Annotated in this window: 23 protein-coding genes and 1 other annotated feature; of the genes, 2 read left to right on the top strand and 21 right to left on the bottom strand. The window is 29.9% G+C overall.

Annotated features, from left to right (window positions below; all coding sequences use genetic code 11):
* Positions 1 to 163: 163 nt before the first annotated feature.
* The 13 genes from HYG85_RS20535 to HYG85_RS20480 form a co-directional block, all read right to left on the bottom strand.
* Entirely contained in the window at positions 164 to 1,939 is a 1,776-nt protein-coding gene (locus tag HYG85_RS20535) for an alanine--tRNA ligase (protein WP_212691239.1), read from the bottom strand.
* A gap of 52 nt (positions 1,940 to 1,991) precedes the next feature.
* Positions 1,992 to 2,238 (bottom strand) — a binding site (T-box leader).
* 241 nt (positions 2,239 to 2,479) lie between these two features.
* Positions 2,480 to 3,751, bottom strand: coding sequence for a tyrosine-type recombinase/integrase (locus HYG85_RS20530; protein WP_212691238.1), 1,272 nt, complete (start codon positions 3,749 to 3,751; stop codon positions 2,480 to 2,482).
* A gap of 89 nt (positions 3,752 to 3,840) precedes the next feature.
* Positions 3,841 to 4,038: a helix-turn-helix transcriptional regulator gene (locus HYG85_RS20525; protein ID WP_212691237.1), complete on the bottom strand. Its 198-nt coding sequence runs from the start codon at positions 4,036 to 4,038 to the stop codon at positions 3,841 to 3,843.
* A gap of 223 nt (positions 4,039 to 4,261) precedes the next feature.
* Positions 4,262 to 4,804 carry a hypothetical protein gene (locus HYG85_RS20520; protein ID WP_212691236.1) on the bottom strand — a complete coding sequence of 181 codons (543 nt, stop codon included), beginning with the start codon at positions 4,802 to 4,804 and terminating at the stop codon, positions 4,262 to 4,264.
* A 113-nt stretch (positions 4,805 to 4,917) separates the two neighbouring features.
* Entirely contained in the window at positions 4,918 to 5,493 is a 576-nt protein-coding gene (locus HYG85_RS20515; protein ID WP_212691235.1) for a hypothetical protein, read from the bottom strand.
* Positions 5,494 to 5,552: 59 nt separating this feature from the next.
* On the bottom strand, positions 5,553 to 6,104 hold the full coding sequence (locus HYG85_RS20510) for a hypothetical protein (RefSeq protein ID WP_212691234.1): 552 nt from the start codon (positions 6,102 to 6,104) through the stop codon (positions 5,553 to 5,555).
* Positions 6,105 to 6,182: 78 nt separating this feature from the next.
* Positions 6,183 to 7,052, bottom strand: coding sequence for an NADAR family protein (locus HYG85_RS20505; protein ID WP_212691233.1), 870 nt, complete (start codon positions 7,050 to 7,052; stop codon positions 6,183 to 6,185).
* Positions 7,053 to 7,111: 59 nt separating this feature from the next.
* Positions 7,112 to 7,657, bottom strand: a complete 546-nt coding sequence (locus HYG85_RS20500; protein ID WP_212691232.1) for a hypothetical protein — start codon at positions 7,655 to 7,657, stop codon at positions 7,112 to 7,114.
* Positions 7,658 to 7,699: 42 nt separating this feature from the next.
* A complete protein-coding gene (locus HYG85_RS24835; protein WP_408647996.1) occupies positions 7,700 to 7,816 on the bottom strand; it encodes a hypothetical protein in 117 nt (38 codons plus the stop codon).
* A 31-nt stretch (positions 7,817 to 7,847) separates the two neighbouring features.
* Complete coding sequence (locus HYG85_RS20495; RefSeq protein WP_212691231.1) at positions 7,848 to 8,147, bottom strand: DUF6678 family protein; 300 nt, start codon at positions 8,145 to 8,147, stop codon at positions 7,848 to 7,850.
* A 261-nt stretch (positions 8,148 to 8,408) separates the two neighbouring features.
* A complete protein-coding gene (locus tag HYG85_RS20490) occupies positions 8,409 to 10,733 on the bottom strand; it encodes an ATP-dependent DNA helicase (RefSeq protein WP_212691230.1) in 2,325 nt (774 codons plus the stop codon).
* A gap of 487 nt (positions 10,734 to 11,220) precedes the next feature.
* Entirely contained in the window at positions 11,221 to 11,622 is a 402-nt protein-coding gene (locus tag HYG85_RS20485) for a hypothetical protein (protein ID WP_212691229.1), read from the bottom strand.
* 344 nt (positions 11,623 to 11,966) lie between these two features.
* A complete protein-coding gene (locus tag HYG85_RS20480; protein WP_212691228.1) occupies positions 11,967 to 12,509 on the bottom strand; it encodes a DUF1492 domain-containing protein in 543 nt (180 codons plus the stop codon).
* 165 nt (positions 12,510 to 12,674) lie between these two features.
* On the opposite strand from HYG85_RS20480, the gene HYG85_RS20475 reads away from it, so the two are divergent.
* Both HYG85_RS20475 and HYG85_RS20470 read left to right on the top strand, forming a co-directional pair.
* A complete protein-coding gene (locus HYG85_RS20475; RefSeq protein ID WP_212691227.1) occupies positions 12,675 to 13,106 on the top strand; it encodes a helix-turn-helix domain-containing protein in 432 nt (143 codons plus the stop codon).
* Between the two features lie 30 nt (positions 13,107 to 13,136).
* A complete protein-coding gene (locus HYG85_RS20470; protein WP_244971234.1) occupies positions 13,137 to 13,568 on the top strand; it encodes an ImmA/IrrE family metallo-endopeptidase in 432 nt (143 codons plus the stop codon).
* A gap of 296 nt (positions 13,569 to 13,864) precedes the next feature.
* Here HYG85_RS20470 and HYG85_RS20465 read toward each other — a convergent pair whose 3' ends face one another.
* The 8 genes from HYG85_RS20465 to HYG85_RS20430 form a co-directional block, all read right to left on the bottom strand.
* Complete coding sequence (locus tag HYG85_RS20465) at positions 13,865 to 16,948, bottom strand: type I restriction endonuclease subunit R (RefSeq protein WP_212691226.1); 3,084 nt, start codon at positions 16,946 to 16,948, stop codon at positions 13,865 to 13,867.
* 15 nt (positions 16,949 to 16,963) lie between these two features.
* Complete coding sequence (locus HYG85_RS20460; RefSeq protein ID WP_212691225.1) at positions 16,964 to 18,244, bottom strand: restriction endonuclease subunit S; 1,281 nt, start codon at positions 18,242 to 18,244, stop codon at positions 16,964 to 16,966.
* Positions 18,244 to 20,820 carry a type I restriction-modification system subunit M gene (locus HYG85_RS20455; protein WP_212691224.1) on the bottom strand — a complete coding sequence of 859 codons (2,577 nt, stop codon included), beginning with the start codon at positions 20,818 to 20,820 and terminating at the stop codon, positions 18,244 to 18,246. The genes HYG85_RS20460 and HYG85_RS20455 overlap by 1 nt, the downstream gene beginning before the upstream one ends.
* 461 nt (positions 20,821 to 21,281) lie before the next feature.
* Entirely contained in the window at positions 21,282 to 22,292 is a 1,011-nt protein-coding gene (locus HYG85_RS20450) for a hypothetical protein (RefSeq protein WP_212691223.1), read from the bottom strand.
* Between the two features lie 358 nt (positions 22,293 to 22,650).
* Positions 22,651 to 23,298 carry a DUF2971 domain-containing protein gene (locus tag HYG85_RS20445; RefSeq protein ID WP_212691222.1) on the bottom strand — a complete coding sequence of 216 codons (648 nt, stop codon included), beginning with the start codon at positions 23,296 to 23,298 and terminating at the stop codon, positions 22,651 to 22,653.
* A gap of 374 nt (positions 23,299 to 23,672) precedes the next feature.
* On the bottom strand, positions 23,673 to 24,161 hold the full coding sequence (locus HYG85_RS20440) for a HEPN domain-containing protein (RefSeq protein ID WP_212691221.1): 489 nt from the start codon (positions 24,159 to 24,161) through the stop codon (positions 23,673 to 23,675).
* Positions 24,154 to 24,459, bottom strand: a complete 306-nt coding sequence (locus HYG85_RS20435; protein WP_212691220.1) for a hypothetical protein — start codon at positions 24,457 to 24,459, stop codon at positions 24,154 to 24,156. Before HYG85_RS20435 ends, HYG85_RS20440 begins: the two co-directional genes overlap by 8 nt.
* 128 nt (positions 24,460 to 24,587) lie before the next feature.
* Positions 24,588 to 25,916: an IS4 family transposase gene (locus HYG85_RS20430; protein WP_212691219.1), complete on the bottom strand. Its 1,329-nt coding sequence runs from the start codon at positions 25,914 to 25,916 to the stop codon at positions 24,588 to 24,590.
* Positions 25,917 to 25,968 lie beyond the last annotated feature (52 nt).

Genomic DNA, 25,968 nt, shown 5'->3' with positions numbered 1-25,968 from the left:
TAACAGGTACTATGCATATAATTATTTATAACGATTAAAACATAGATTCCTCCTCTATATTGGATATAAGTATGAATGGCGTAGTTACAGTTAAATTATACCATACAATGCAATTATAAATATTACATCCTCTTTACATACTTATTCTCCTTCAGTTGTTACATTAATCCAAATCAACAATAGCTTTTATTCTTCTTACACCTGAAGAAGAACTTTGCTCTTTAATTATTTTAAAATACCCAAGTTCAGCTGTATTAGAAACATGTAGTCCACCACATATTTCTAATGAATATCCTGGAATAGCATAAACTTTAACAACGTCACCATATTTTGATTCAAAGATTCCTATTGCTCCACTTTCTTTAGCATCTTCTACATTCATTTCCATACAATAAACATCAAGACTCTCCTTGATTGCCTTATTAACAATGCTTTCTACCTGACTTATCTCTTCTTCAGATAACTTTCTATGAAAAGAAAAATCAAATCTTAGTCGTTCAGAATTGATGTGGCTTCCTCTTTGAAAAACCGAATCTCCTAGAACTTGACGAAGCGCATTATTGAGTAAATGCGTTGCGGTGTGTAGCCTAACACTATTACGATTATGCTCTGCCAACCCTCCTTTGAATTTCCCAGCAGCTCCACTTCTGGATTTCTCCTGGTGCTCTTCAAACTTTGCTTTAAACCCCTCTACGTCAACAATGATTTCTTTTTCCCCTGCTAGTTCTAATGTGAATTCAATAGGAAAACCATAGGTATCGTATAATTTAAAAGCTTGTTGACCGTTCAAACATTCACCAGCTTGTAATTTCCCAAAATATTTATTTGCCATTTTCAATCCACTTTGAAGAGTTTTATTGAATTTATCATATTCCTTTTTCAATTCTTCAATGATAGTTTTTCTGAATAACTTAACCTCAGGATATGCTTCTCCATATATTTCAATAACTTCTTGCGCTAATTCAGGAAATATATTCTTTTTAACACCTAACTTATGAATCATACGAATAGTACGTCGAATAAGTCGTCTAAGTATATATCCTTGTTCTGAATTTGATGGAACAATATTCTTTGGATCAGCAAGAATAAATACAGCAGCCCTAGTATGTTCACATATGATTCTATAAGTCTTTTCATTGCTTTTGTCATATGATACCTCACTTATTTCTTCCAATTTATTGATTAATGGAACAAATAAATCTGTTTCATATACATTTTGTAGATTATTTGCAAGAATTAATAATCTTTCAAATCCTAAACCCACATCAACGTTCTTTTGTTTTAGTTCAGTAAGATTACCATCTTTATCTTTGTTATATGTCATAAAAACATTATTCCCCAATTCAACATACTTTCCACAACTACAGGCTGGTCCACACTTCTCACTACAATCAGGTAAATCATTTACATAGAACATTTCTGAATCAGGACCACATGGACCTGTCTCTCCAGCCGGTCCCCACCAGTTTTCATCATCTCCATAACGAAAAATCTGTTCTTTACTTAATCCTAGCTCTAACCATGTCTGAGTAGCTTCAGCATCATATGGCACTTTATCATTTCCTTTGTAAACAGTTACTGCAAGGCTAGAAACAGGTATATTAAGTTTCTCTGTAAGAAATTCAAAACTCATAGTAATTGCCTCTTTTTTAAAATAATCACCTAAAGACCAGTTTCCTAGCATTTCAAAGACAGTTAAGTGATAATCATCACCTACCTCCTCTATGTCTCCTGTTCTTACACATCTTTGTACATTCACAAGACGTTTCCCTAATGGATGCTCTTTTCCTAAAAGATAAGGAACAAGTGGTTGCATGCCAGCTGTGGTATATAATACACTTGCATCATTTTCAGGTACTAAAGATGCAGCTGCGGCTAACTGATGTCCCCTTTCTTTGTAGTATGATACATAAAGTTTTCTTAATTCATTTGCTGTCATAACCATCATCCTTTCTTATAAGATTGCATTAAAAAACCCTAAGCTTTTAATAGCTTAGGGCGAATTCTTAATCCGTGGTACCACCTAAATTCAGAGATAATCTCTACACTCATCAAGTACAGGCAACTCATATTACCGATACTCTATCCTATGATAACGGTGGATTTCCGTTGAAGCCTACTATTATTTCGGTTCAAGGCTCCGAGACTGCTTCAATATATTGATTGTGAAGATTCGCACCACCCATCTTCTCTCTGAACAATACAAGTATATTTACTACTTCTCTTCTTCGCCTTTATTTTTTATTTTCATAATTTTATCACTACATATCATTTTTGTCAAATATAATTCCGTAAAACCTAGCTTTCCTCACCAATCTCATCCATAAGGTATGGTGTTTGCTGATATACATAATAAGAAATGTAGAAATTCAAAATTTCTAAAACTCTATCCCTTGTAATTAAAGGCTTTAAAGTCACACGACACCAAAATATGGTTACCTGACACCAATTTTGACACCAACACTATTTTGGACACCAACTAATTTGCCTTAAACAGATAAACACAGTTGTTTTGCTCTTCTTTCTCAGTGAATTTTTTGTACTGATCATCAATCATAGATTCGGAGACATCCATTGTATCATCTAGAACTTTTTCAAGTTTTATCATCTCTTCTTGAGAATGCTCTACTAACACATGAGTATATAAATCCATCGTCATTTGTAGTGTTGCATGTCCAAGATATTTCTGAACTGTTTTAGGTTTAATCCCTGCTTCAAAGCACCTTGTTGCAAAAGAATGTCTAAAGCAGTGAGGTGAAAAGTAATCCATTTGTTCAAGTTCATCACGTAGCAAATTAATCTCGTCAATAATCTTTCGAACAGCTTGACCATAAACCTGTGCATTAAGAGGTGTACCAAACTTTGTTGTAAATAATAGTTTTTCAAAACCTTTTACCGACTTTGTTGTTCGTCTTGCCATAATCACATTTCTTTGCATAATTTGTTTCTTTAAAGCAAGAGCACACTTTTGATTCATTGGAACTTGCCTTTTACTAGACTTGGTTTTGGGAGGATCAAAGTGAAACATCTTCTTTTTATCTCCTTCAAATTTCTGATAAACCAATGTCTTATTAACATCAATGAGCATCTCATCAAAGTCAATGTCATCAAGTGTCAGACCACAAGCTTCACCAGGTCTTAATCCAGTGGATATCGCTACCGTAAATAGATTGTCATAAAATGATCCCTTACTGCATTCAAAAAAACTTGCCTGTTCTTCAGGAGTCAATACTTTTGGTTCTGCCTTTTCCTTGGTTTTCATTTTGATACCTTTTGCTGGATTTTTTGAAACAATTTCATTAATCATAGCTTTATCAAACATATCCTGTAATAGAATTCTTACCTTATTACGTGTCTCATACTGGTATCCTTTAGAATCTAAATTATTCAAAATCTCTAATATCTTAAGTTGTGTAATATTAAGCATTTTCTTTTTTCCTAAGGGTGATGAAATATGCTTTTCATAAATTGATATGTAGTGACTTTTAGTGTTAGCACAAATGGTTTGATTTTTATAGTTCTTCATCCACTTCTCAAACCATTCATCCAAAGTCATCTTATCATCAGCATGATTCAATTTATTTAAGTCTTCATATATAGCAGCATTAAGAAGAACCTTAAGTTCTTTTAAACTTCTGCTTTTCACCTCTGGTCTTCTACCAAAACGATTGGTAAAACGTCCAACATATCTACCGTCTTTTCTTTGGCTGATACCAGTCCCTAGTTCTTTACCATTTATATCTTTACCCATAATAAGCTCCTCTCAAAAAGAACTTTTAATGGGTTATATAATTTACTTTTCTATTATAACCCACTACCAGCTCAGATTTCAATATTTCGTCATTTAAAATTACCAGAATTTATATCAATCCATTTGTCCAATTTTCTTTTATTTGCATACAGTCTATTTCCAATCCGTATTACATAGGTACACATAGGATTTTTTAATAATTCTCTCGCCTTGGTTTTACCTATTCCTAAATATTTACAGAATTCTTCTAAATTTAACAATGCTTTGTCAGTTTCTTTTATCTTCATCTTCTCCACCCTCTTCATTTAAGTCACAGTTGTGGTTTATTATAAAAGCAATAAATAGTCCTGCTGTGATAGCATGATAATTAAAAATATTATATGATGTTTATTTATGTTCTAATTATAAGCAAATGGAATTTCAACTATTATTATTGACGATTATAGGCGTAAAAAAACCTCAGCTTGTCTGGGCTGAAGTTTTTTATTATACTTTATTTAATCTTGCTATTTAGTCTATTTGTTTTCCCTTCTGGAAATATATTATTTTAGGCTCCATATACCTATTTTGGTTGACATAAAATTTGATAAAAATGCCGTATTCATAGTGAAGATTATTTTCAATGCTTGTATACGCCTTTAATTTCTCAAAATCATAGTTTTCATTTACTCTGCTGGAAGACTTTTTTATCTCAATTGCAATGAGATTCTTATCGTTTCTTCCTCTTTTATGTACAATAATATCTGGTATGACACTTTTTTCTATAAGAATATCAGCATCCTCTATTATATCTTCATTACTGTTAATGCTTCTGTGACATTCTCTCCATATATCTTCAAGTATCATTATTTTTTTGCCACCACTTACTTGTTCAATATCTTTATTATATTCACAATCTACATTAAACTCTTTTCCAAACGTATTCTCTAAATATAGTGCTAATCTATGAGCGATACTTCTTTCACTAACATCATTTTTAAGAAGGTAATTATCATTTACCCTAAGAGTATCTAGTGCTATTTTTATACGTCTTTTTATTTGGTATTTTTTCATGATTTACTCCAATCTGTTGAAAATTATCTCTTATAATTATATGAGCTTAATTTTAGAAGAAAATATCATTTTTCTATGCATATATCATCCATCACTTATTGCCTACTTTTATATCATATATTCCTTCTAAAGTTAGTATTATTAGATATACGATCTCTGAAGCACTTGGGGCATTGTATAATCTTGCTACTAGTTTTCCATGCTTCATAACATTCTTTACAAATAACCCATCCATCTTCCAATTGTTCATACTCATTTAAAGTTTCAATACTAAAATCTTCACCAAACTTACTATGGATTCCCATCCATTCGGAAGCATCACGCCAAAATAGTCTTTTACACGTAAATTGATTACCGTATAAATCTATTTTTATATGCTTTTGTCCTGTAATTATATCAGTATTAACTTCACCGCATGAGGAATATATATCATCTGAGTTTGCTATATTCATGTCACTTACATTACTTAGTAATAACTCTATAGCTGACATTTCCCTATATTGCCGTTGAATTAAGACTCTTAAGTCAAATCCTCCAAAACTCATACCCAAGTCATTATCAACATATCCAGAATTTAAGATATGCACTTCTTTTAATATTGCATCGTGAAAACAACCTACTGAATTCAAGAATTCTTCTATCTCATGACTTGTTTTAATTTCCTTAAAATTTTCTAAAGTATGTCCCATTATAACCACTCTCCTTTGTAGCTATTAAATTTTATCAATTACCTATTATCAACAAATATCTATCTCTCCAACTCATTCTTACATCCTGTCAGTACTATTTTTTCTTCAACAATTAACTCTATTGCATTCTCAATATACACTTTTACCTCCGGATAAAAACTATTAATGATTTCTTCTTTTTCGGTATCCCTTAATTTATCCCAATCATTTGAAGAAAATTTGCTTGGTGGTACAATACATGCTAGACCATAAGTTATCCCTAGCTCATCTAAGAAAGTATATCCGTTGCAATACATATAATAAAATTCTTGGTATATAAGAGCTAACTGATCAAAGTTCAAATTTTTATCTAAGCATTTTTCTAGCAATCTTATTAAGTTAATTGATTCAAAAACTCCATAATCTACATATTGGTCAATAATCCTAAGTAGATTGCCTCTAGCATACTTATCTTTATAGTCTATAGATATCAAATCTATATAGTCATCATAAGATATATATGTCATTATATTATCGTTATAGTAAATCCAATCTTCAAATTTATAAATACTGTTATTATTATAAATAAGATCGTATATCCATTGCTGAAGTTCATTTAGTTCTAATTTCATGGTTGGTCTCCGTTAAATATAAATTTTTGTTGTATTATCATAGAATTAATGGTTTATCGTGATTTTTTTCTACTTCAACTAGTCAAATTGCTTATGCAATTTTTCATAATCTATTATATTCTCATTCTTACATATCCTAATAAGTTCATCCCTTACTTCCATTAAGGCAAAACCTAATAAATTTTGTCCCTTCCATAACACAGGATTATTTGCATTATCATGGTCTGCGGATAGACCTATTCCCCATATCTTATCATATGGACTTGCTTCTACAAGAATCTTATCCTTTGTTTTCATTAAGAATTGTTTTAGATTTTCATCTTGTAGAAACTTTGCTAAGTTACCATTTAATATAATACTTGCACTGTATTTTTCCCATTTGGTATTATCAAATCCCCTTACTTGTCTTCCAAGTTCTTTTATTTGCTTAGGACTTTTGTTGTTTAATATCTTATCTAATATTTCATGGTCGTTAAATAATCTAGCCTTTTCTGCCATCATATATTGCTCCATACAACAATATGTATCTGTTTCAATCGCAAATGAACTTTTCCACCATTGGCTCATGCAACTCTTTATAATTTTTCCATCTGTAGAAGGCTGATGCCCCCAGAAAAAGATATATTTAAGCTTTTTACCTTTGCTAAAATCTTTCTGTATTCGCTGAAGATTATATTTTAATTTACAATCCTTATCCCATAAAAGTATGTTGTTATCATAAACATCTTCATGTGTATCATTGTACCAACCAAGCCATCCCTTTGGTTCTGGAAACATATTTTCATACTTATTTTGTTCAATATCACTTAAACTTGTATACCACTGATAAAAGTTATAAGCATAATCTTCACCATATCCCATACGCCATCCTATACTGTATCTGCTTATATGTGGATACATAAGCCATAGTGGTGGCATAGGGTTGTTTAAACTATATGTTTGTTCCATTGTCTTGCTCTCCTTTTCTCAACTAAAAGAGGACATATGCTTTCATTTTGTCTATCTAATTATAGTAGATTCCCCTCTAGGTCTAGTATATATTTATTTCCTTCCCAATCAGTTAAATGTATCTTATCATCTATTATTCTAAAATCGTCTTTACCATCAGGTGTAACAAATATATTTCTGCCTCTAAAGCACCATCTTATTTCACCATCTGAAGTTACTGCAGATATTCCTAATTCTCCATGAATTACATACATATCATTAGCTTTAAACATCTGAAAACAAGTAATATCGTCACCTTGTATAACCCAATTTAAAGACAAGTCCATAATATTTATTGAGAATATACAATCACCAACACATATTAATAGAGTACCTTGATCTACAATATAACATGTATCATGTAGACCACTAACTCCACCTGATGCTAATAAAATAACATTTGCATCAGTAACCGTATATCTTATTCCTATTTGAGTTGATACATTTTGCTTGTTGCAGTTTACACCATAGTAATGCTTGTTATACATTCTATTATTATCTGTTGAGTTATGTGTATATTGACTTTCATTATATATCCTCATTGATTCTTCATCTAACTCAATCACAACAATCCCCCTCATGAAATTTTAATAAACTAATAGATATTTCTACTCCTTTCTATCACTCGCACATCTATAGCCATATATTAGAAATGCTCCCTCTTGTTCATGATAAAATATATTTAATTTATGTAATAATGCAATAAAATCTTTCGTTTCATCAATTATCTGATCCTCTACATATTTACCAATTTTCTTAATATATCTCGGTCTGACTTTTTACCCATTCAATAGCGTAATATGGTCTCATTGTCTCTTCACTCCAGTCACCCCAATACCATACATCACTATTAAATCTAATATCTTGTGATTCCTCTAGAACATATTTCATCTCATATGGCGGTGGAAATAATAATTCTCCAATACCTTTCCGTAATTCAGTCCATTTAGTATCATTCATATAAGAAATCATTTGCCTTCTATTTATTTCTTCTATTACTTTATTCTTGTATTTTTGGTTTTGGTCATTGATATACTCCATTTTTTCTCCCATCATTAACACTAGTGCCTTCTATAATGGATATAAGGTATTCGTATTTACTAAACTCCTTAAAATATTAATCTAACTGAAGATAATATTAATACTATATAACACATCTAATCAATTGTATAATAGCACAAGGCAATATCCAATAAATATTATTATAATAGAACTGACTTGTTTACGCAATTCATCCTTTTGAATTTACTATTCACTAAAATTCCTCCAAATAATCATGTATAATTTATCATATGTATAAGTAATACTACTTTAGCTTCATTTAAAATACTCAATACTTTTATTATCTTGTATAAATTTTTTCACATCTTCTATATCATTAGTAACTTTACATTTAGGTAATGCATTTATTACTCTACTATAATAATCCTTTTTAACGTTCATTCTACTGTCTAATATTGATATAACACCTGTATCTGTTTCACTTCTTATAAGTCTGCCAACACCTTGTTTTAACTTGATAATCATTTCAGGTAATATAACCTTATCTTTATATTCATTAAAATCCTTATAACATGTTTGTTCATATTTTGATAAAGGATCAGGTACAGCAAATGGAAGTTTAACTATTATAATCGACGATAAAATATCACCACTTATATCAATTCCTTCCCATGCTGCACCTGCTGCGAATAAAACTCCATTTTTACTTGTTTTAAATCTATTCAAACAATTATTATATCCCTTTCCCATTTTGATCATTGAGTACTTCTTCACTAATTTTGTTATTCTATTGTAGACTAATTCCATTGTTCTATATGAAGTGAATAAAACCATTGCATGACCATGAGTTGCTTTTATAATCCTTGCTATCTCACTAGTTATTGAATTAATATATTTTATATCTCTTGAATTAGGAAATGGTAATCTATCATTGATATACATTATGGTGTTTTCATTATAATTAAAAGGAGAGCTTTTGCTTACTTCCTGTAACTTTGCTCTCCTTTGACTATTTGGCATACCAACTAAATCAATACCTGTTTTATGCTTAAAATATGTAAATGAACCTCTTTCTGATATTGTTCCAGATGTCAATATAATAGGTATTCTATTCATCCATAAATGACTATATATAATTTTATTAAGTTCTTTTGGCACCCAACATATACTTGCTTTATTTTTATCTATGTTTTCTAACTCCATCCAATATGTTATATGTTTATTGTTAATTAATATATGTAGCTTTTCTTTTGTTTCTAGCAATAAATTAATTGTATATCTAGTTGATGCATCTTTATATTTGAATTCATTATTATCAAGATTGTAGATAAGGCTGTTAATGTTATAAATGATTCTTCTTATTAATTTTTCTGTACTTGTCTTAATTATAATCCTGTATCTTTCTGTTTCTTTTCCCTCATCATTTATGATAGTTCCTAATAGAGAACTATATAACCATTCAACTCTGCTCTTTAATTTTTTTGCATATTCTTTAACTATATAATCTTTTCCCTTATTGAATCTGATCTTAAATATTGAATTAATTAACCTATCAATTTTTGCTTTTTCTATTTTCATCCCATATATCTGTCTAGCTGCATTAATTATTTTATGACATTCATCTATAATTACTATTGAATAATCTGGAATTATTTCAGATTTATTATCACTCCGTTTTTTTATATCCGCAAAAAAATAATTATGATTACATATCTGGATATCATAATTGAATGATTTTGCATGTTTTAAAAATCTATTATATCTACAATATTGATATTGAGGACATCTGTTATTGCATTTATCTGTTACATTTATCCTACTTTTAACGTATTTATTTATTTCATCATATCTATCAAGATCAATACCATCAACTCCAACATCTAATAATTTGCTCAATATTTTAAATTCATTTTTATCCTTTTTATAAGGAATTGAATCTACACAATCTTTTAACCTCTTATCACATATATAATGACTTTTCCCTTTTCTAATAACAGCTGATAAATCTCTATATAATATTCCCTCTGTTTTAAGAATTCTAGAAATAAGCGGTATATAATCTTCTTTTATTGCCTTTTGCAGTGTAATACTTGATGTTGATATAACTATAGGTAATACATTGGTTACATAACCAGAAAATCTACTTATTATAGCTGCTATCAAATATGAAAAAGTTTTGCCAGTTCCAACTTCTGCTTCACATAAAGCAATCCTATTGTTTTTTATAGCATCATACATAGTTAATGATAAATCTATCTGGCTTTCTCTTATTGTAAAACCATACTTAGGTAAAATAATATTAAAAATATATTTAATCAACTCTTTATCTCTTTCAGTATTTTTAACACTATTATCTATTGCAATATTGTCTTGCTCTTTTATTATAGATAGTGATAGTAATTTTTCTTTTACATCTTCATATTTTTCTTCACTAAGTTGTTTTTTACTATGATATAAATGCTTAGATTCATTAGTTTCTACATTAATTACATTATAACTATAGGATTTACCTGTATAAAATTCAGATAGTATAATGTTATCAATCTTAAATCTTATCTTTGAACCTTTTTTAATTATTTTCTTATTAATTAAATCATCTCTTATTTCTATAAATCCGTAGTTATCTTTTTCAATATCCATTTTTAGTTCATTCCACCTCTTTATATTTAGTAACTGACTATTACATCAAAATAATTTGATACATTAGTCAATGGCTAAGTTTTATTAACATATCATAATATTTAAGCAGCAGTTAGCTAATCTGCTCATAAAAAATCTCTATATTCTCTCTCAAACATAGATATTTATTTTCCAGTATCTAAACTAGCTACCCTCCATAGGATGTCTTAGGACTAGGTAGAAGTATCATTATTTTCCCTTATGAGTCATTGCAAATTATTCTTCCTAAAAATAATTTCAAGGCAAAACTTATCGCTAGAGTGTATACTCATTATTGCGGTTTTCCTCATGTCGCTTTCCTTTCGGTCATAAGGTAACGTACTTAAATATAACTTATAGATAAAACAAAATATGCTCTATCTTTTTTCAATGTTCAGGTGAAGGAGAATACCCCTTCACCCTTTAGGACATTGAGAGCATATTTTTACGGAAACTTTTTATTATTTATTTAATTATTTTTTGTTAATTCACAATTTATGTATTTATAGATTCTTTCAAGCTTATATTGGATAGAACTAACAGGCATATTATATTTGGTTGAAAGCTCCTTGTATTTTAGTTCATTTACAAAACGATCTTTTATTAGTTTTTTATCAAAGTCTTCTAAACCTATTAGTAATGAATAAAGTCCTTGTAAATAAATATCCTCAATAACTTCATCTTCTATAGAACTCATATTCAATAACTCAAGTACTTCCATTCCCTCAATTAATATAGCATCCCATAATATTTCTTTTCTTCTGTTTTTCCTTTTTCTAGACTCTTCTTCTCTTTTAAGTTCGTCTAAACATATTTTAATTTCTTCTTCTACTAAAATTTCAGTACCTTCATAATTAATTTTTACTTTCATCTTCCATAACCTCCAATTTTTATGATTTAATTAGGTAAAAAAACAAAGGTTATGGGCTACGGCATCTAATTTTCATTTCTTCTCCTTTCTTAAAAAAGGGCATAAAAAAAGAGCCACACGTAACTGTGTGACTCAATTTCATAATTCCTATAGGTCTTATGATTTTAAAAATGGGTATAAAAAAAAGCTCCTCAAACTATAAGCTATAAAACTCTATTTATACCCCTATATTCAATTTTTATTTAAATAAATTTTGTTGTAACAAGTATATCAGTATTAAAATATTATGTCAGTACCAAGCAAGTCTAAATCTAGTCTCATTCTAGTTCCATTATAGTCTCATTTTAATATGTAATAAATCCCACTTTTTTTAATTCTTCAGCTATTTGAGGTATTAAATAACCCCATAATATTGTTCCAAGTAAATTTACTGCTTTCTTTTTTTCACGAAAATATGTAGACCTAGATATTGCTAAATAATCTATCATTTCATCTGTAGTACTTTTATATTGTGTAATATAGGTTTTATATAAAATACTATAATATCTCTCACCAATATTAGGGTAAGATTTTACCATTTTCATAGCTTTGTTAATTAAATTCACAAGACTCTTACTGTCTTCTATACTTCTTAATCTATTATCTAACCTTGACCTTGAAACATATAATTCTACATCAACTAAACTATCTATAAAATTATCTAAATCTTTATGAACTTCATATTCACATTCCTCTTTTATCAACTGGATATCATTATTAATTCTCCATAATACATTTTCATAAAGAGAGAGAAGAAGTTTAGTATTATGATATACATTTGGATTTGTCTTATCTTTATTACCTAACTCTAGTATATTAGTATGATTTTGATGATATATATGCTTCATATGAATACCTCCATTTCTAGTGCTTTATCTTGACAGAAACTACTTTCTAGTATATTATTAAACAAGAAGTTCACTTCTGATTTTAGAACAATGATTCTTGCTTGTCAAGGATAAACAATAAATTTGTTTCTATAAACAAGAAATTAATTGAATGGAGGAATATATATGAGTTTTGGCAATAAAGTCAGAAACCTAAGAACAAAGAATAAATTAACACAATCAGATTTGGCTTCGAAACTTGGAGTCTCTACAAGAACGATATATAATTATGAAAAAGGTAATCTGTTTCCTAAAGATATTAAAGTTATTAAGGGATTAGCCGAAATATTTAATGTAACCACTGATTATATAATGGATGAAATTGATGTAAATGTTATGTCTGAAGAAGAAAGTACTTTCATTAATTCTACTAAAGACAATTCTGGATACAAAAGAAAAAAAGAAGCTGAACAGCTTATTGAAAAAACTGCTGCTATTTTTGCAGGTGGTACATTATCTGAAGAAGATCAGGATAAGTTTTTTGAGTCTATAACCATATTATATTTTGATGCTAAAAGAAAAACAAGGGTAAAGTACGTTAGACAAAGTAGTAGATGATTTTGTTATGTACTATGAGCAGGTGAATTTATGACTAATTATATTGTGAGAGATGTTAATAAATTGATAATGAAATACAAAACAAGAGATCCTTTTGAAATAGCTGATGATTTGAATATTACTGTAGAGTATCATGATTTAGGAAATCTTAAATGGTTTTATTTTTATCAGTCTAGATTTAGATATATTGTGATAAATGAAAATATTGAGGATAGGTTAAAACCTATTATTTGTGCTCATGAATTAGGGCATAATAGACTGCATCAGAATTTTGCTAAGTCAAAAGCTTTACAAGAGTTTTCTTTTTTTGATATGTCATCTAAACCAGAAAAAGAAGCCAATTTATTTATGGCTGAACTTCTTGTTACAGATGATAGTATGATGGAACTTATTAAACTGGGATATTGTTATGAATTTATTGCTAATAAAATTGGGGTTCCTAAAGCAAGTTGTGGATTTTAAGGGGCAGATGATGTGGAAAAAAGGCTTTGATATAAAGCCTTTTGTGGAAACTAGTGCTGATTTTTTGAGATATTATTGATGAAGCTTTAATCAACTAAATATATATATTGCGAGTGTGAAATTTCAAAAGCTTACTTATAATTTATTATAATAGCAATATATCTAAATAAAAAAATTAATTCCATTCTATTTATCATTAAAGTATTTTATCTATTAAAACCGGTTTTAAAGTAAAGGGATAATGACCAAGAAATTTTATATTCTCGGTCATTAAAAGATATTTTTTTGATAACGTTTTAAGCATATTTTTGCTTCATCTCAACCATCAACTCTGGTAATTTACCCGTTAATAACATCATATGTTTTAATTTGTTACCTGCTGATTTATCTGTTGCCTTATCATAATCCACACTTTTTGTTAATTCATCTATATAAGGTATCACTTTAGCTTGTGCTACTGAGAATGCATTCACAGATTTTAAAAGCCAATCTTTATCAATGCCCCATCTGTCTGCTAAATCATCAATATCAGCTTTTAATTTATCCTTTTTCCAAATATCATAAGCATCATCAAAATTCAAGTTATAAGATAAATTTCCAGGTACTAATTCAGTATCTACAAACTCCTTTAGCAAATGTGCTTTATTATCCTCACCCATATCACTTAGTTCTTGAATCTGCTCATGAATTATACGTAGGATTTCTTCATCTACTGTTTGTATACCATCGACATTACTCACTTTCGAACCGATCAATCCAATTAAATGAGCTGCATCAATTACTTGTGTTCCTGCTAACTTTGTTTTCCCAACAAGTGGTTTAATAATATTTATCACAGGATCATCTGGTCCTTCTTTTCTTGTTAAATTTTTATATGCACCTACATATTTTAACCAAGTGTGTTCGTCAATACCAAATGTATCATCATTCCATTGGTATTCATAATACTGTTCCACCAAATTCAACTGTTCTGCTGCATCTTTAAAAGAAATAATAAACTTATCTTTCCCTTCTGTTTCATCTTTTAATTCTTCCCATTTTGAAGGATCTGGAAGAGATTCAACCATTTCTAGAACACTTATATTAAATTTTTCGACCGCTACAATGTATGTATCAACTATTGCTCTACTACTACTTCCACCACTACCATATAATTTTAATGCAGTTTCTACAGTTTGTTTAGTCAACCTTGGATACTGAAAATTAACAATTGTTCCAAACTCTTTATTCTTACCAAATACACGGTTTGTCCTAGAATATGCTTGAATTAATCCCTGCAGTTCCAAAGATCGATCAACATATAATGTATTTAATCGTTGAGAATCATATCCTGTTAGTAATTGATCTGCTACAATCACGAGGTCTATATTTTTCTTATTGCGTCTGCTTCCACCACGAGTTGCACGTTCCACTACGTCTTCAAAATATGCGTCCTCTCCATGTTTTTTATCACCCGCAATAAATTCAATACCTGTATACTCAGAGTAATCCTTGAACATCTCTTTAATAATTGCTGGAGAAATATTATCAGTATCATTTTCGTTACCAAAACTAAATGTCATGGTAATATTTAGTTTTTCTCCACGCTCATTTAATTGTTTCTTAAATTCATTGTAAAATGCAATCACTCGCTTTTTGTACGCAACTGTTAAGATAGCATTAAATTCTCTTCCCTGAGACTGAGTCTCCCAGTTATTTAATATTTCTTCGACAACTCTTGGCATATGTGTCTCATCTTGATATGTTAAAATACTTCTTTTACTAGCCTGTAGTTCCACATCTGCTTCAGACCATTCTTGTACCTTACGTTCAATCTCCCTATCCGCAAGTTCAGGTTGCTCTTCTTTAATTATTTCTACTAACTGTTCTCTTAAATCGTCATGACTTTTGAATTCACCAGTATTGATATAATCCACATAAAACCCTAAAACATTTCCATCTGAAATTGCCTCATCAATGGTATATTGATGAAGTATGGGGCCAAATAACTTCTCAGTGGTATTAATTACTTCACTTTTTTTATTTATTTTCCCTTTAATATTATTTTCATCAAATAGAGGTGTTCCCGTAAATCCATAGAAAAGACCATTTTTTTTAAAATATTCTTTAATAACTCCCATCATCTGTCCCATTGTTGTTCTATGGGCTTCATCTACAATAAATACAATTTCTTTATCTGCCAAAGTGTTGTCCTTAGCTTCTTCTAATTCCTTTACAAGTACATTAAGTTTGAATGTCGTTGTTACTATAATTCCTGATTTCTGTAATTTAAGCTGTTTTTTCAACTGATATGTATGTTTTGTATCATCAACTGTTACTGGTTCATAAGCTGCATACGCCTTAAAATTATCGCTAGTAGTTCTATCTAACGCTCTTCTATCAACCAAAAATACTACCTTATCAAATCTAGCACGCGTAGATAAAAATAATGCTGTCTTAAAACTAGTAATTGTTTTTCCAGAACCAGTTGTATGCCAAACAAATCCTCCATGTGCTATTCCTTCATTATCCCACCCGAAGGCAGCACCTTCTATTGCTTGCAATGCGTAGACTTGATACGGACGCATGAGCATATGCTTCCTGTTTTCTTCTTCTTTTGCTTCATCAATCACTAAATAATCTCCAACCATTTGATGTGCCATAGGTATCATCAAAAAATGCTCAATAACTTTCTGCCAATTATTTACCGTTTTATTCTCTTTATCTGCCCAATGGAAAACAAACACAGGATTAAAATCATTAATGGATTTTGGTGTTGCAAAATAACGAGTTTCTATCTCCGTAGTTATTACCATCATCTGTGAAAATGCCATGAAGTTATTACAGTATTCACCATCTCTATAATATCTGATAAACTGACCGTACGCTTCATCTAATGATTTATCCGTACGTTTTTGTTCTATATTAATTAAGGGTAATCCATTAATTAATAACACTATATCAAATCTATTATTATTAGGAGTTACTACCTCCCTTGCCACACGATAACTTGAGTCACCGCCACTTACCGCAGCTTTTTTTAAGATAGTTAGAGTAATCTGTTTCCTAGTTATCCTTGGATTATCATCACGATAAATTCCATCAATTTTACCTGTTGATTCTTCAATAGATAATATTTTAGCAGCTTCATAACTATTGCTGATCTGACCTACCTTAGTCATCACCTGTGCAAATTCATTATCTGTTAATTCTACGCCTTCAAGTTGGTCGGCATTTATACGATTCAACTCACTTCGCCAATAATTAATTAGATCGGATACTGTAACTTTCTTCTTATTTCCGTTTAAGAAATCAGGAGACTTCCATTTATATTTTACTAGTTCTTTTACAAAATGCTCCTGAAAAGTCCTTTCAGAAGCATTTTTAGGTACATTGCTCATAATTTACGCTCCTTTTTAAATAAACATTTCATTTAGGTATGCTTTTTTTATATTTTGTAGTTTATCAAGCTTACGCTGATGAAGGGTGATAAGGTTATCTAATTCTATAAAATAAGCCCCAATTTTTTCTTGCTCCTCAATACTTCTAGGGTAACAAATGAATGTATTTGTAAGTGCTGATTTTGAAATTGAACTTACTTTTGTTCCTTGCATCAAAGGTAAAAGTTGATCATGATATGCGTATGAATTCATATAATATCCTAAATACCCTGTAGCAAATTTCATGCTTGGTCTACATGGGATTGTATGCAATCCTGATATCATCTTTTCTCCCTGTAAACCTTTGATTTCACAGCATTTTCCTACTATTTCATCTTCAGCAGCATCAGCAATAATAATATCACCATTTTCTATAAATGAATTAAGATATTTATCACTAAGATCTTTATTCTCAATAAGGGGGATTACATCATCATTTACATCTAAACATTCACCGTATTCAACCAGAATATCACCATAATGGACATTTAATACCTCACCTTTTTCATAGCTTAACTGGGCTCTTGAAAAAGAGTTGTTTTGTAAATGAGTGAATGCATTTTCAAACTTACACTGTTCCCAATCGTCAGTAAAACCAGCAAATCTTAGTTTTGGCTTGCATTCTCCTTCAGCAGGAAACATCTCCGTAAGATATGCTTTTTTTAATGCTTTCATCTTTTCTAACTTACGCTGATGAAGGGTAATAAGGTTGGAAATATTAGTCAAGAACGTTGTTATTTTTTCTTGTTCATCAATACTCGGGAAAGAAACAGGAATATCTTCTAAATACACATAGTATAAATTAGAAACATTTCCACCCTCAACACGTTTAGCAAACTCATATTTAAGTAGAGCATTGAACATATATGCCGTAAATAGAGGATTCTGTTCTGTATTATATACAGAAATCATTTCACCAATAGCAACGTCCGAAATACTAAGCCAACTGCAATTTGCGAAATCTAGAGGGTCTTCTCCAACTCGTGGAACTAGAACTTCTTTGCCAGTACTAAATTTCAAATTTTTTCTAGGAATATTTGTATATGAATAGATTCTATCAATTTTTTCTGTATGTTTCGTATATAATTCTCCATATCGAACACAAGGTGTCTTTGAATCTTTTGTCACCGACCACTTTGGTGCACTTTTACCATAGTAAAAATATCCAGTTTTTCCAATTATACTCTGTTCCCAATCGTCATTTTTATCAAATTCTTTAAATCGTCTTTTCGGTACATTTTTCTCATTTTCACTCATTATTTCACCACCAATTCATCCTTGAGTGCTTCAAATTCACTCATCAATCTATCTATTTCCATATCTATCTCTGATAGTGTATCTGCATAACGCTCCTGTATCATTTGTAATGAGTTTAATTCAGCTTTCAATGGAATATGTACTAACCCGACCATTTTTTCAACAGTACTTCCAAACCATTTTTTATACATAAGCATATCTACTTCAGCATCTGTTAATACTAGAATACGTTCCCCAACAGCATCTTTTAGCTCTTTTTCCTCAATTCTAACAGCTTTAATTAGGGAAGATTTATTACTTATTAATGTTTCAACTTTCTTAAGTAAATGATATTCTTCTGTATCCTTTTGAGCTTTCTTTAACTCTGTTTTTAGTAATTTATTGTCAAAAGCATTACCTATTTCATCGTCTTTGTTCTTTTTCAAAACATCATATAAAGCATTATATTCTTTACTATCTTCATCTTTTGCAGCTTCTACTAATTCAGTTAATTCTGTTTCTATCTCTCTAATTGAATCTTTTTTATTTTCAATTGCTTCTAATTCTGCATGATAAAGTTCTTGTGCAATCAAATCATTAGGAATGATACTTCCTACCCATCCATCTTGTTCTTCTCGTTTGTTTTTTCCTGAACCCTTTGTTATCATATTAGGTTCTCTGGTACGACCCATCTTATAGAATCCCTCATTAGCAATAAGCTCTGTATCATGTGTTAATGCATCTTTCCATATTTCCGCAATAACTTGATATCCATTATATACATCAATATACTTATAGTCTGATAAGATGTTTTTGATGCTTTCAAGCATTTCTCCCATAAGATTTGTAATATCAGTGGAATTATCAACATTTCGTAAGATATTCCAATACTTTTCTATATAATCCTTTGTTTTTGTCCTGATTTCATCGGACATATTATTAATCCGAACATCATTTAGAATCTCGCTTGTTAATTCATCCACTGACTTTGTAAGATTGACATATCCAGGACGAATTGTTTGCAAGTAGCTATTTAAGACATCTGGGACTAGTGCTTGTAATATTGATAGATCGTCAATATTTTTTTGTGGAATTCCACCCAACAAATGAGCATCTACATCTTGGCTAATTTCTGTATCGATTGATTCAACGTAACGAGGAATATTCATATTATATTCATTTTTCTTGATTTCTTCACGTGTAGCAAGATGACTATATCCTGTTATCTCCGCCTTTTCTATGTACACATCTACTATTTTGGCAATGTCTTTTTCTTGAAGTACGTTCTGTTTTCCTATTTTTATAAAGCTATTTGATGCATCTATAATAAGTACTGGAGCATCTATTTTACGATTCTTTTTTAGTATTATAATTACAACTGGAATCCCTGTATTAGTAAATAGATTATTAGGTAAACCTATAATTGTATCAATATAATTCTTATCTAGTAATCTTTTTCTAATTTCTCCTTCTGAAGAACCACGAAATAAAACTCCATGTGGTAATACAATTGCCATGGTTCCATTGGTCCCTAGGTGATATAATCCATGTAGTAAAAATGCAAAATCGCCTTTTGAATCTGGTGGTAGAGTGCCTGCTACTTCAAAACGAGGATCGCTTACTTTTAATCCTGCTTTATTCCAATTTTTTGCTGAGTAGGGTGGATTCATAACAACTCCATCAAATTGCACTCCTTCATTGGGGTTTTGAGGATCTTCTGGCCAATCATTGGAAAGAGTATCCCCATTTTTGATTGTCATTTTTTCTGGACGCACTCCATGAAGAAGAAGATTCATTCGGGTCAAGTTATAGGTAGCTGTATTTTTTTCCTGACCATAGTAAGATAAATCTCTTTGAACATTCTTACCCAAGTGCTTTTTCACTGTTAATAGTAATGAACCAGACCCAACTGTTGGATCATATATTGATTTTATTTCTGATGATTTGGCAACTATCTGAGCCATAACTTCACTTACTTGATGTGGGGTATAGAATTCTCCTGCTTTCTTTCCTGATTCCATTGCGAACTGACCAATCAAATATTCATATGCATCACCAAGAATATCCCCTTTTTGTAATGCTACCATGTTAAGGTCTGCAAATAGTAATATTAGTGCTTTAATATTTTTGCTTCTTTCATGTAGATTGCTACCTAAAGCTGTATCTGTTAAGTCAAGAGTCGAACTAGAGAATAGTCCTATAAAGTCACTTGAATCACCAGAGACAGCTATTGTTCTTTCAAAACTATTAAGGCTATCTGTTACCTTTTGAACTTCAAAACTCCCAGAATTAATATCTTTAATCCATGTTTGATAAAGATATTCTGGCGATACATAATACCCCAACACACCTTGTATCATTTTATTGAGATTATCTCCATATTCAGTCTTTGCCTTAGCGTACTCATCAACTAATTCTTTTTCTGATAGTTGACCTACTCCTGCAGTTATTTTAAAAGTTTCTAATGTTTTATCACTAAGAAACTTGTAGAACATTAATCCAAGCATATAATCTTTGTAACGGCTTGCATCCATGGAGCCTCTTAATTCATTTGCTCCATCCCATAATCTTCTTTTAATTTCTTCTGATGTAATCATAATTTTGCCTCCAAATATTTCATTTTTTCATTCTATAATATCACCTATATTAACACCTAGATTATGCTGCTACATAGATTATATACCTTTTTTAATCTAGGTTTTGTTCATATTTTTATCTATAAGTGATTTTTACAATTTGGTATATGTCATTAGTATCATAAATTGGATTTTACCAAGAATAAAAATGCTAATCTCTATTATATCATGATATCTTGAAATATTGTATAACTACCTTATATAATAATTCTTTCTTCCATTTTAATTTTGTATTTAATTAACCTCTTTTTTAATTAATTTGTTTTTTGATACAAAAATTATAATGATTTATTTTTTAGAATTATTAAATTTCATATCATTATTAATCTTCTTCTAGTATTAAGCCTGATAGTTTTTCTATAAATTTTCTATGGTAAAGTAAAACCCAACTTGATCCTAGTATAAAAATAATAACCTTGTATCTAATACCTTTCATAATTTCTCTTAATAGGTTTGTTCTCATTTATTATATCTAAAAATAACTTTTTTTTAATCCCATTTATTATTTCATCTATAGGTTGGTCAATATTTAAATATGGATCTTTTTGATATCTAAATTCATATAATATACTATAAAAAAAATAGCATTTAAATGTTTTTAGCAATGAAAAGACTAATGGAATCTTTAAAATTAACTTCAATTTTTTAGAATAGACTTCATCTATTTCCTTAATTTTATAGATTAATTCGTTAGTTTTTTCTTTAAATAATTCGATTTTATTTGTATTGTCAAAATCTAGATCCTCTGCTTCTATAATAGGATCCTGAAATTTTATTAATTTTAGTTGTGGAAAATCTTTAATTTTAAGGGTTATATATTCATTATAGGAGTCGCTAATTAATTCAACATATTTTAATTCTATATCAATAAGATGGTTCCATTTGTGTTGTACTTGCTTATAAATCTGAAAATTGGCAAATTTAGTTTCATTTTTTTTATACGTAGTTACATAACCAATTATTTTAGGAGCATTAAACATCATTGCACTTATTGTCCTATGTGTAGCTCCTGAAAAATATATATCATCATCTTGGAAATATTGAAGTTTGGGTAACCCATCTCTTAATATATTTTCTCTGCTTTTATCTACATAAAAGTGGTGCTGATATGAAATCCCATTACTAATTAAACTATCAATATTTTCTTTAATTCTATTGTAATGAAGTGACTCTATTTCTGAATCTGAAATTTCACCTGTTACTGAAAAAAATAAGTTATATACCGTTCTTCCAGCCGTAATCCAACCAGTATTTATCCCAATTATTTTTTTAATATCCACTAGAGTAAGAAATTTGCCTTCTTTTTCTTTATCATAGTAACACACATAAGGACATATACTTCTTAATCTCTTTCTTTTCATATTGTCAATATGCTGTTCACTGACACCTTGTTTTATCATTTCAATAGTCCATTTTTCTATTCTTTCACCCATGAGATTTCCTCCAAAGCATTTATTCATTAATTATTTATAATAATTTCCCAAAAGAGAATATAATATAATTATACATAACATACCGTACTCCCGACGTCTCTGAACCTGACTCGCAGAACCTTCCTTCGTTTCCTTCGTTGGCGATACTCGCACCCGTTTAAGAGATGTGCGTAGCAAGAGGGAGTATTTTATTATAAAATGTTACCTCACTCATCGAAGCCTATCCTAATATTTTTCAATCTTTTTTCCTGCAACATTATCTTCCTTTACACTTCACTGTATATAGTTCTAAAAAAATCTGTTTATATACCCTGAGAATTATGTACATAAAATATATCGTATCTATAGTTCATACAGTTTACATTAATAAACTCTTGAGAATAGTTATACCATGTAATTTATTAATTATTTCTTTACTACAGTTTTCTAAAAAATAATCATATGTAGCTTTATCATAAAGTACTACATGTGTATAATTATATTTAAATATAAATTCATCAGGCACTCTCCATTCCCTTTCATGAGTCCAATCAATTATTTTAGGATTAGGTGTTTCTAAAATAAAATTTACAATTCTCCAATAATGTTCTTCAGGTAGATATTTTTTTGCTTCTATTGTATTATCATATATTACAGGTCTTCCACCATAAGTATAGACATAGAATTTAGAAAAAGATAATCCAATTCCACAATATCTGATTTTTTTTATTTGTGTACTATTTCGTTTTTCTAACTCATATTCAACATTTTGAATTATTCCATGTAATGGAGCATCTTGAAAACAAACTACGGGTCTCTTACCGACTATAAATCCGCTACTAGTATCACTTCCATTTAATCTTTTATCTTCTAGTATCTTAATTAAATTCCCTACTGCTTTTAAATTAATCTCTTCATCTGACATATTAAAAGTTAATTCACTTGGTTTAGTCAGATGGGTAACCATTCCAGTAATATCAGCTCTATTTCGTATTCTATGTTTCCAATCTGTAAATGTAAAACTCATATTTTCTCCTTTTTATTTGGGTAGTTGGTTAATTAGCAATATACTTAAAAACAAAACTATTTCATCTAATTTAAAATAGCTTGTAGCCCTGTTAAATCTCCTTTTCCTAGCGTAGAGTAATACTCAATATGTTTTTGAACTGCATCTAAAGCATTTTTAAAAGAATCCTCACCATAATCTTTCCATTCCAACTTCAACTAATATGGATAATGGGTAGTTGATAAGCAAATCATATTACTTACGATACAGTTTACCCCACTGTATGTATCGGCAAGTTTTTATATAGAATATAAACGGTTTATATCCCCATATAATGGAGTTATAAACCGGTAGGACTAAATTATAAACTTTTACGATGATATGTATTAATATTCCTATTGCAGTACCGCCTCATAATCTTCTAGGATAACAATAGCATCACTATAGTATTCTATGATATCATCAATTGTTATAGTTGGATTTCCACCATGCGCGAATTGATTACGAACCATATTCAACGACTCTAGTGAAGTTCTTAATTTTGATGAATTTTCCCTATTATCCACTTTTTCCTTCAATTCTGTCCCCCAAGATTCATTAAATTTTTTTAACAAATTAATCATATTACTATAACTAGGATTCATAGAACTTTTCTTTACTGTATTATAAATATATGTACCAATTGTTTGAATATCATAGCTATTACCATAATCACATATTAAACCCTTATAAGCTCGTTCTATTGAGCCACATGCCCTAATAATACTGTATTTTGTAAGATATTGATTTGTTGATCTTAATTTATCTTGATCAATAATTAGTTTTATTTTACCTAATTCTGTTATACAGTCTTGTATCTCTCTATCTACATTGTTATTATTCATATTCAATACCATATAATATCTTGGCACCCCTAGAAAATCTGCCTAAGATGTTAACTATATTTGTGGTCCTTTCACTAGTATATTCTTTAAACTTTTCATCCCTAAGCAGTTCTAATCTTTTTTCTTCAAGATTACCGCACCCTGAAATATGATTACCGCTTATTAACATATAATGTGTTGATACCATTATCGTATCAAACACTGTTGGATTAAGCTTCTTTACAAGCTCATTATTAGTTGATGAGAGATTATGGAACAATGTCATTAAGTTAAGCCTTTGACAGATATAAAAATTCATCTATTGATGCTTTCATGGTTGCCAATAGATGAGTTTTACTTTTACCTCTTGTTAAGATTTTATTTTTGGCATTATTAATAAACAGAGATATCTCTGCTTTAGAAAATACATTTGAGTATTTTGTTTCCTTATGCTATTCTATATAAGAAGCTAACTACAGTAGCCTGCTTTTTGACTTTTCGAGGGTCTTTTCTACCAGGTCTAACTGGCAAAATATTTTTTGCAATTAGTGCTTCAATATCGGGGGGCTCATGCCCCTTATATTTAATGAAATGTCTACAAATTGCTATCGCAATAGTATAATTCACTTGATACATATGTTTAGTAGTACCTTTGGTCTTCTTTATAACAGTGTTTAATGTAATTAGTTCACAAAAATTATACATTATAAGTCTAGCATATATTTCTTGTACTATAAATTCCACTTTTTTGGAGTGAAGATTAATAAGACCGATAGTGTATTTCAACTCTCTAAAAGCAGTCTCTATTCCCCATCTCATATGATATATCTCTTTTAATTTTTCAATTGGAAAGTCATTCCTATTTAGATTAGTAATTAATATCTCATAGGTATCTTCTGAAATAGGAAATCTTACAATTCTAAACTCTATAGGATATGTATCTTTTGAATTTACTGGTAGAAAATCGAATCGATTTCCTTTTCTAATACACTTATATTTGTCTGGATTGGTCCTGATTTCTTTAGTATGTCTTCTTGTGACTAATATACGATAATCAACATCAAAGCAATCTTCATGTGGAAGCTTCAGGCTGGATGTTATTCCATTGCCAGTTATATCTTTTACTCTAAATAGACAGTTCAAGTTCTTCTGTTTTATATACTCAAAAACATGATAACCCTCATATCCTCTGTCAGCGATGATAATAGTATTGTCAGATATGTCTTCCATACGATCAATCATCTGTAGCAATGCCTTTCTTTCATTTTGTCTTCGTCCAGGATAAATCTCAACGTCAACAAAAATTTTATTACAAATATCATAAAGAGCATTAATCTGTAAGTGATTAAAACCTTTCGCATTAGCCCGATTTGGAAAATGAGTTTCAGTGTCATCAGGATTATAGAAAATACTTAAGTTAGAACCATCAACGGCAAGAAGTCTATATCCATTAAAAGTTCTAGAAAAGTTCATAGCCTTTTTAGTAAAATCATGGAAAAGATAATTGAAAGCATCAGGTAAAATCTTATGGCGTTGTTGTACAAATGCAGAAGCAGTAGGTGTATTAATACCAAAGGAAAAATAATTCATAATTTCAAGCTTCAAATTTTGACCACCCATAGTTAGAAGAATTTCTACCATTGTCCTAAAATCAAGTTTTCTAATACGAGTAAAATCTTTCTCAGGATTTTGAAGAAATAAAGATGAAATAGTATCAAGTTCAGAGATACTGTCATATAGATGATTTTTAATTGTATTAGCATAAGTATTATTCATAGCTAAACCTCCTTTAAATAATTCATTTAAGAGGCTTCGCCACAAATTTTCG

The sequence above is a fragment of the Vallitalea guaymasensis genome (assembly GCF_018141425.1).
Classification (GTDB): Bacteria; Bacillota; Clostridia; order Lachnospirales; family Vallitaleaceae; genus Vallitalea; species Vallitalea guaymasensis.
This window is presented reverse-complemented; position numbering and strand designations above follow the sequence as displayed.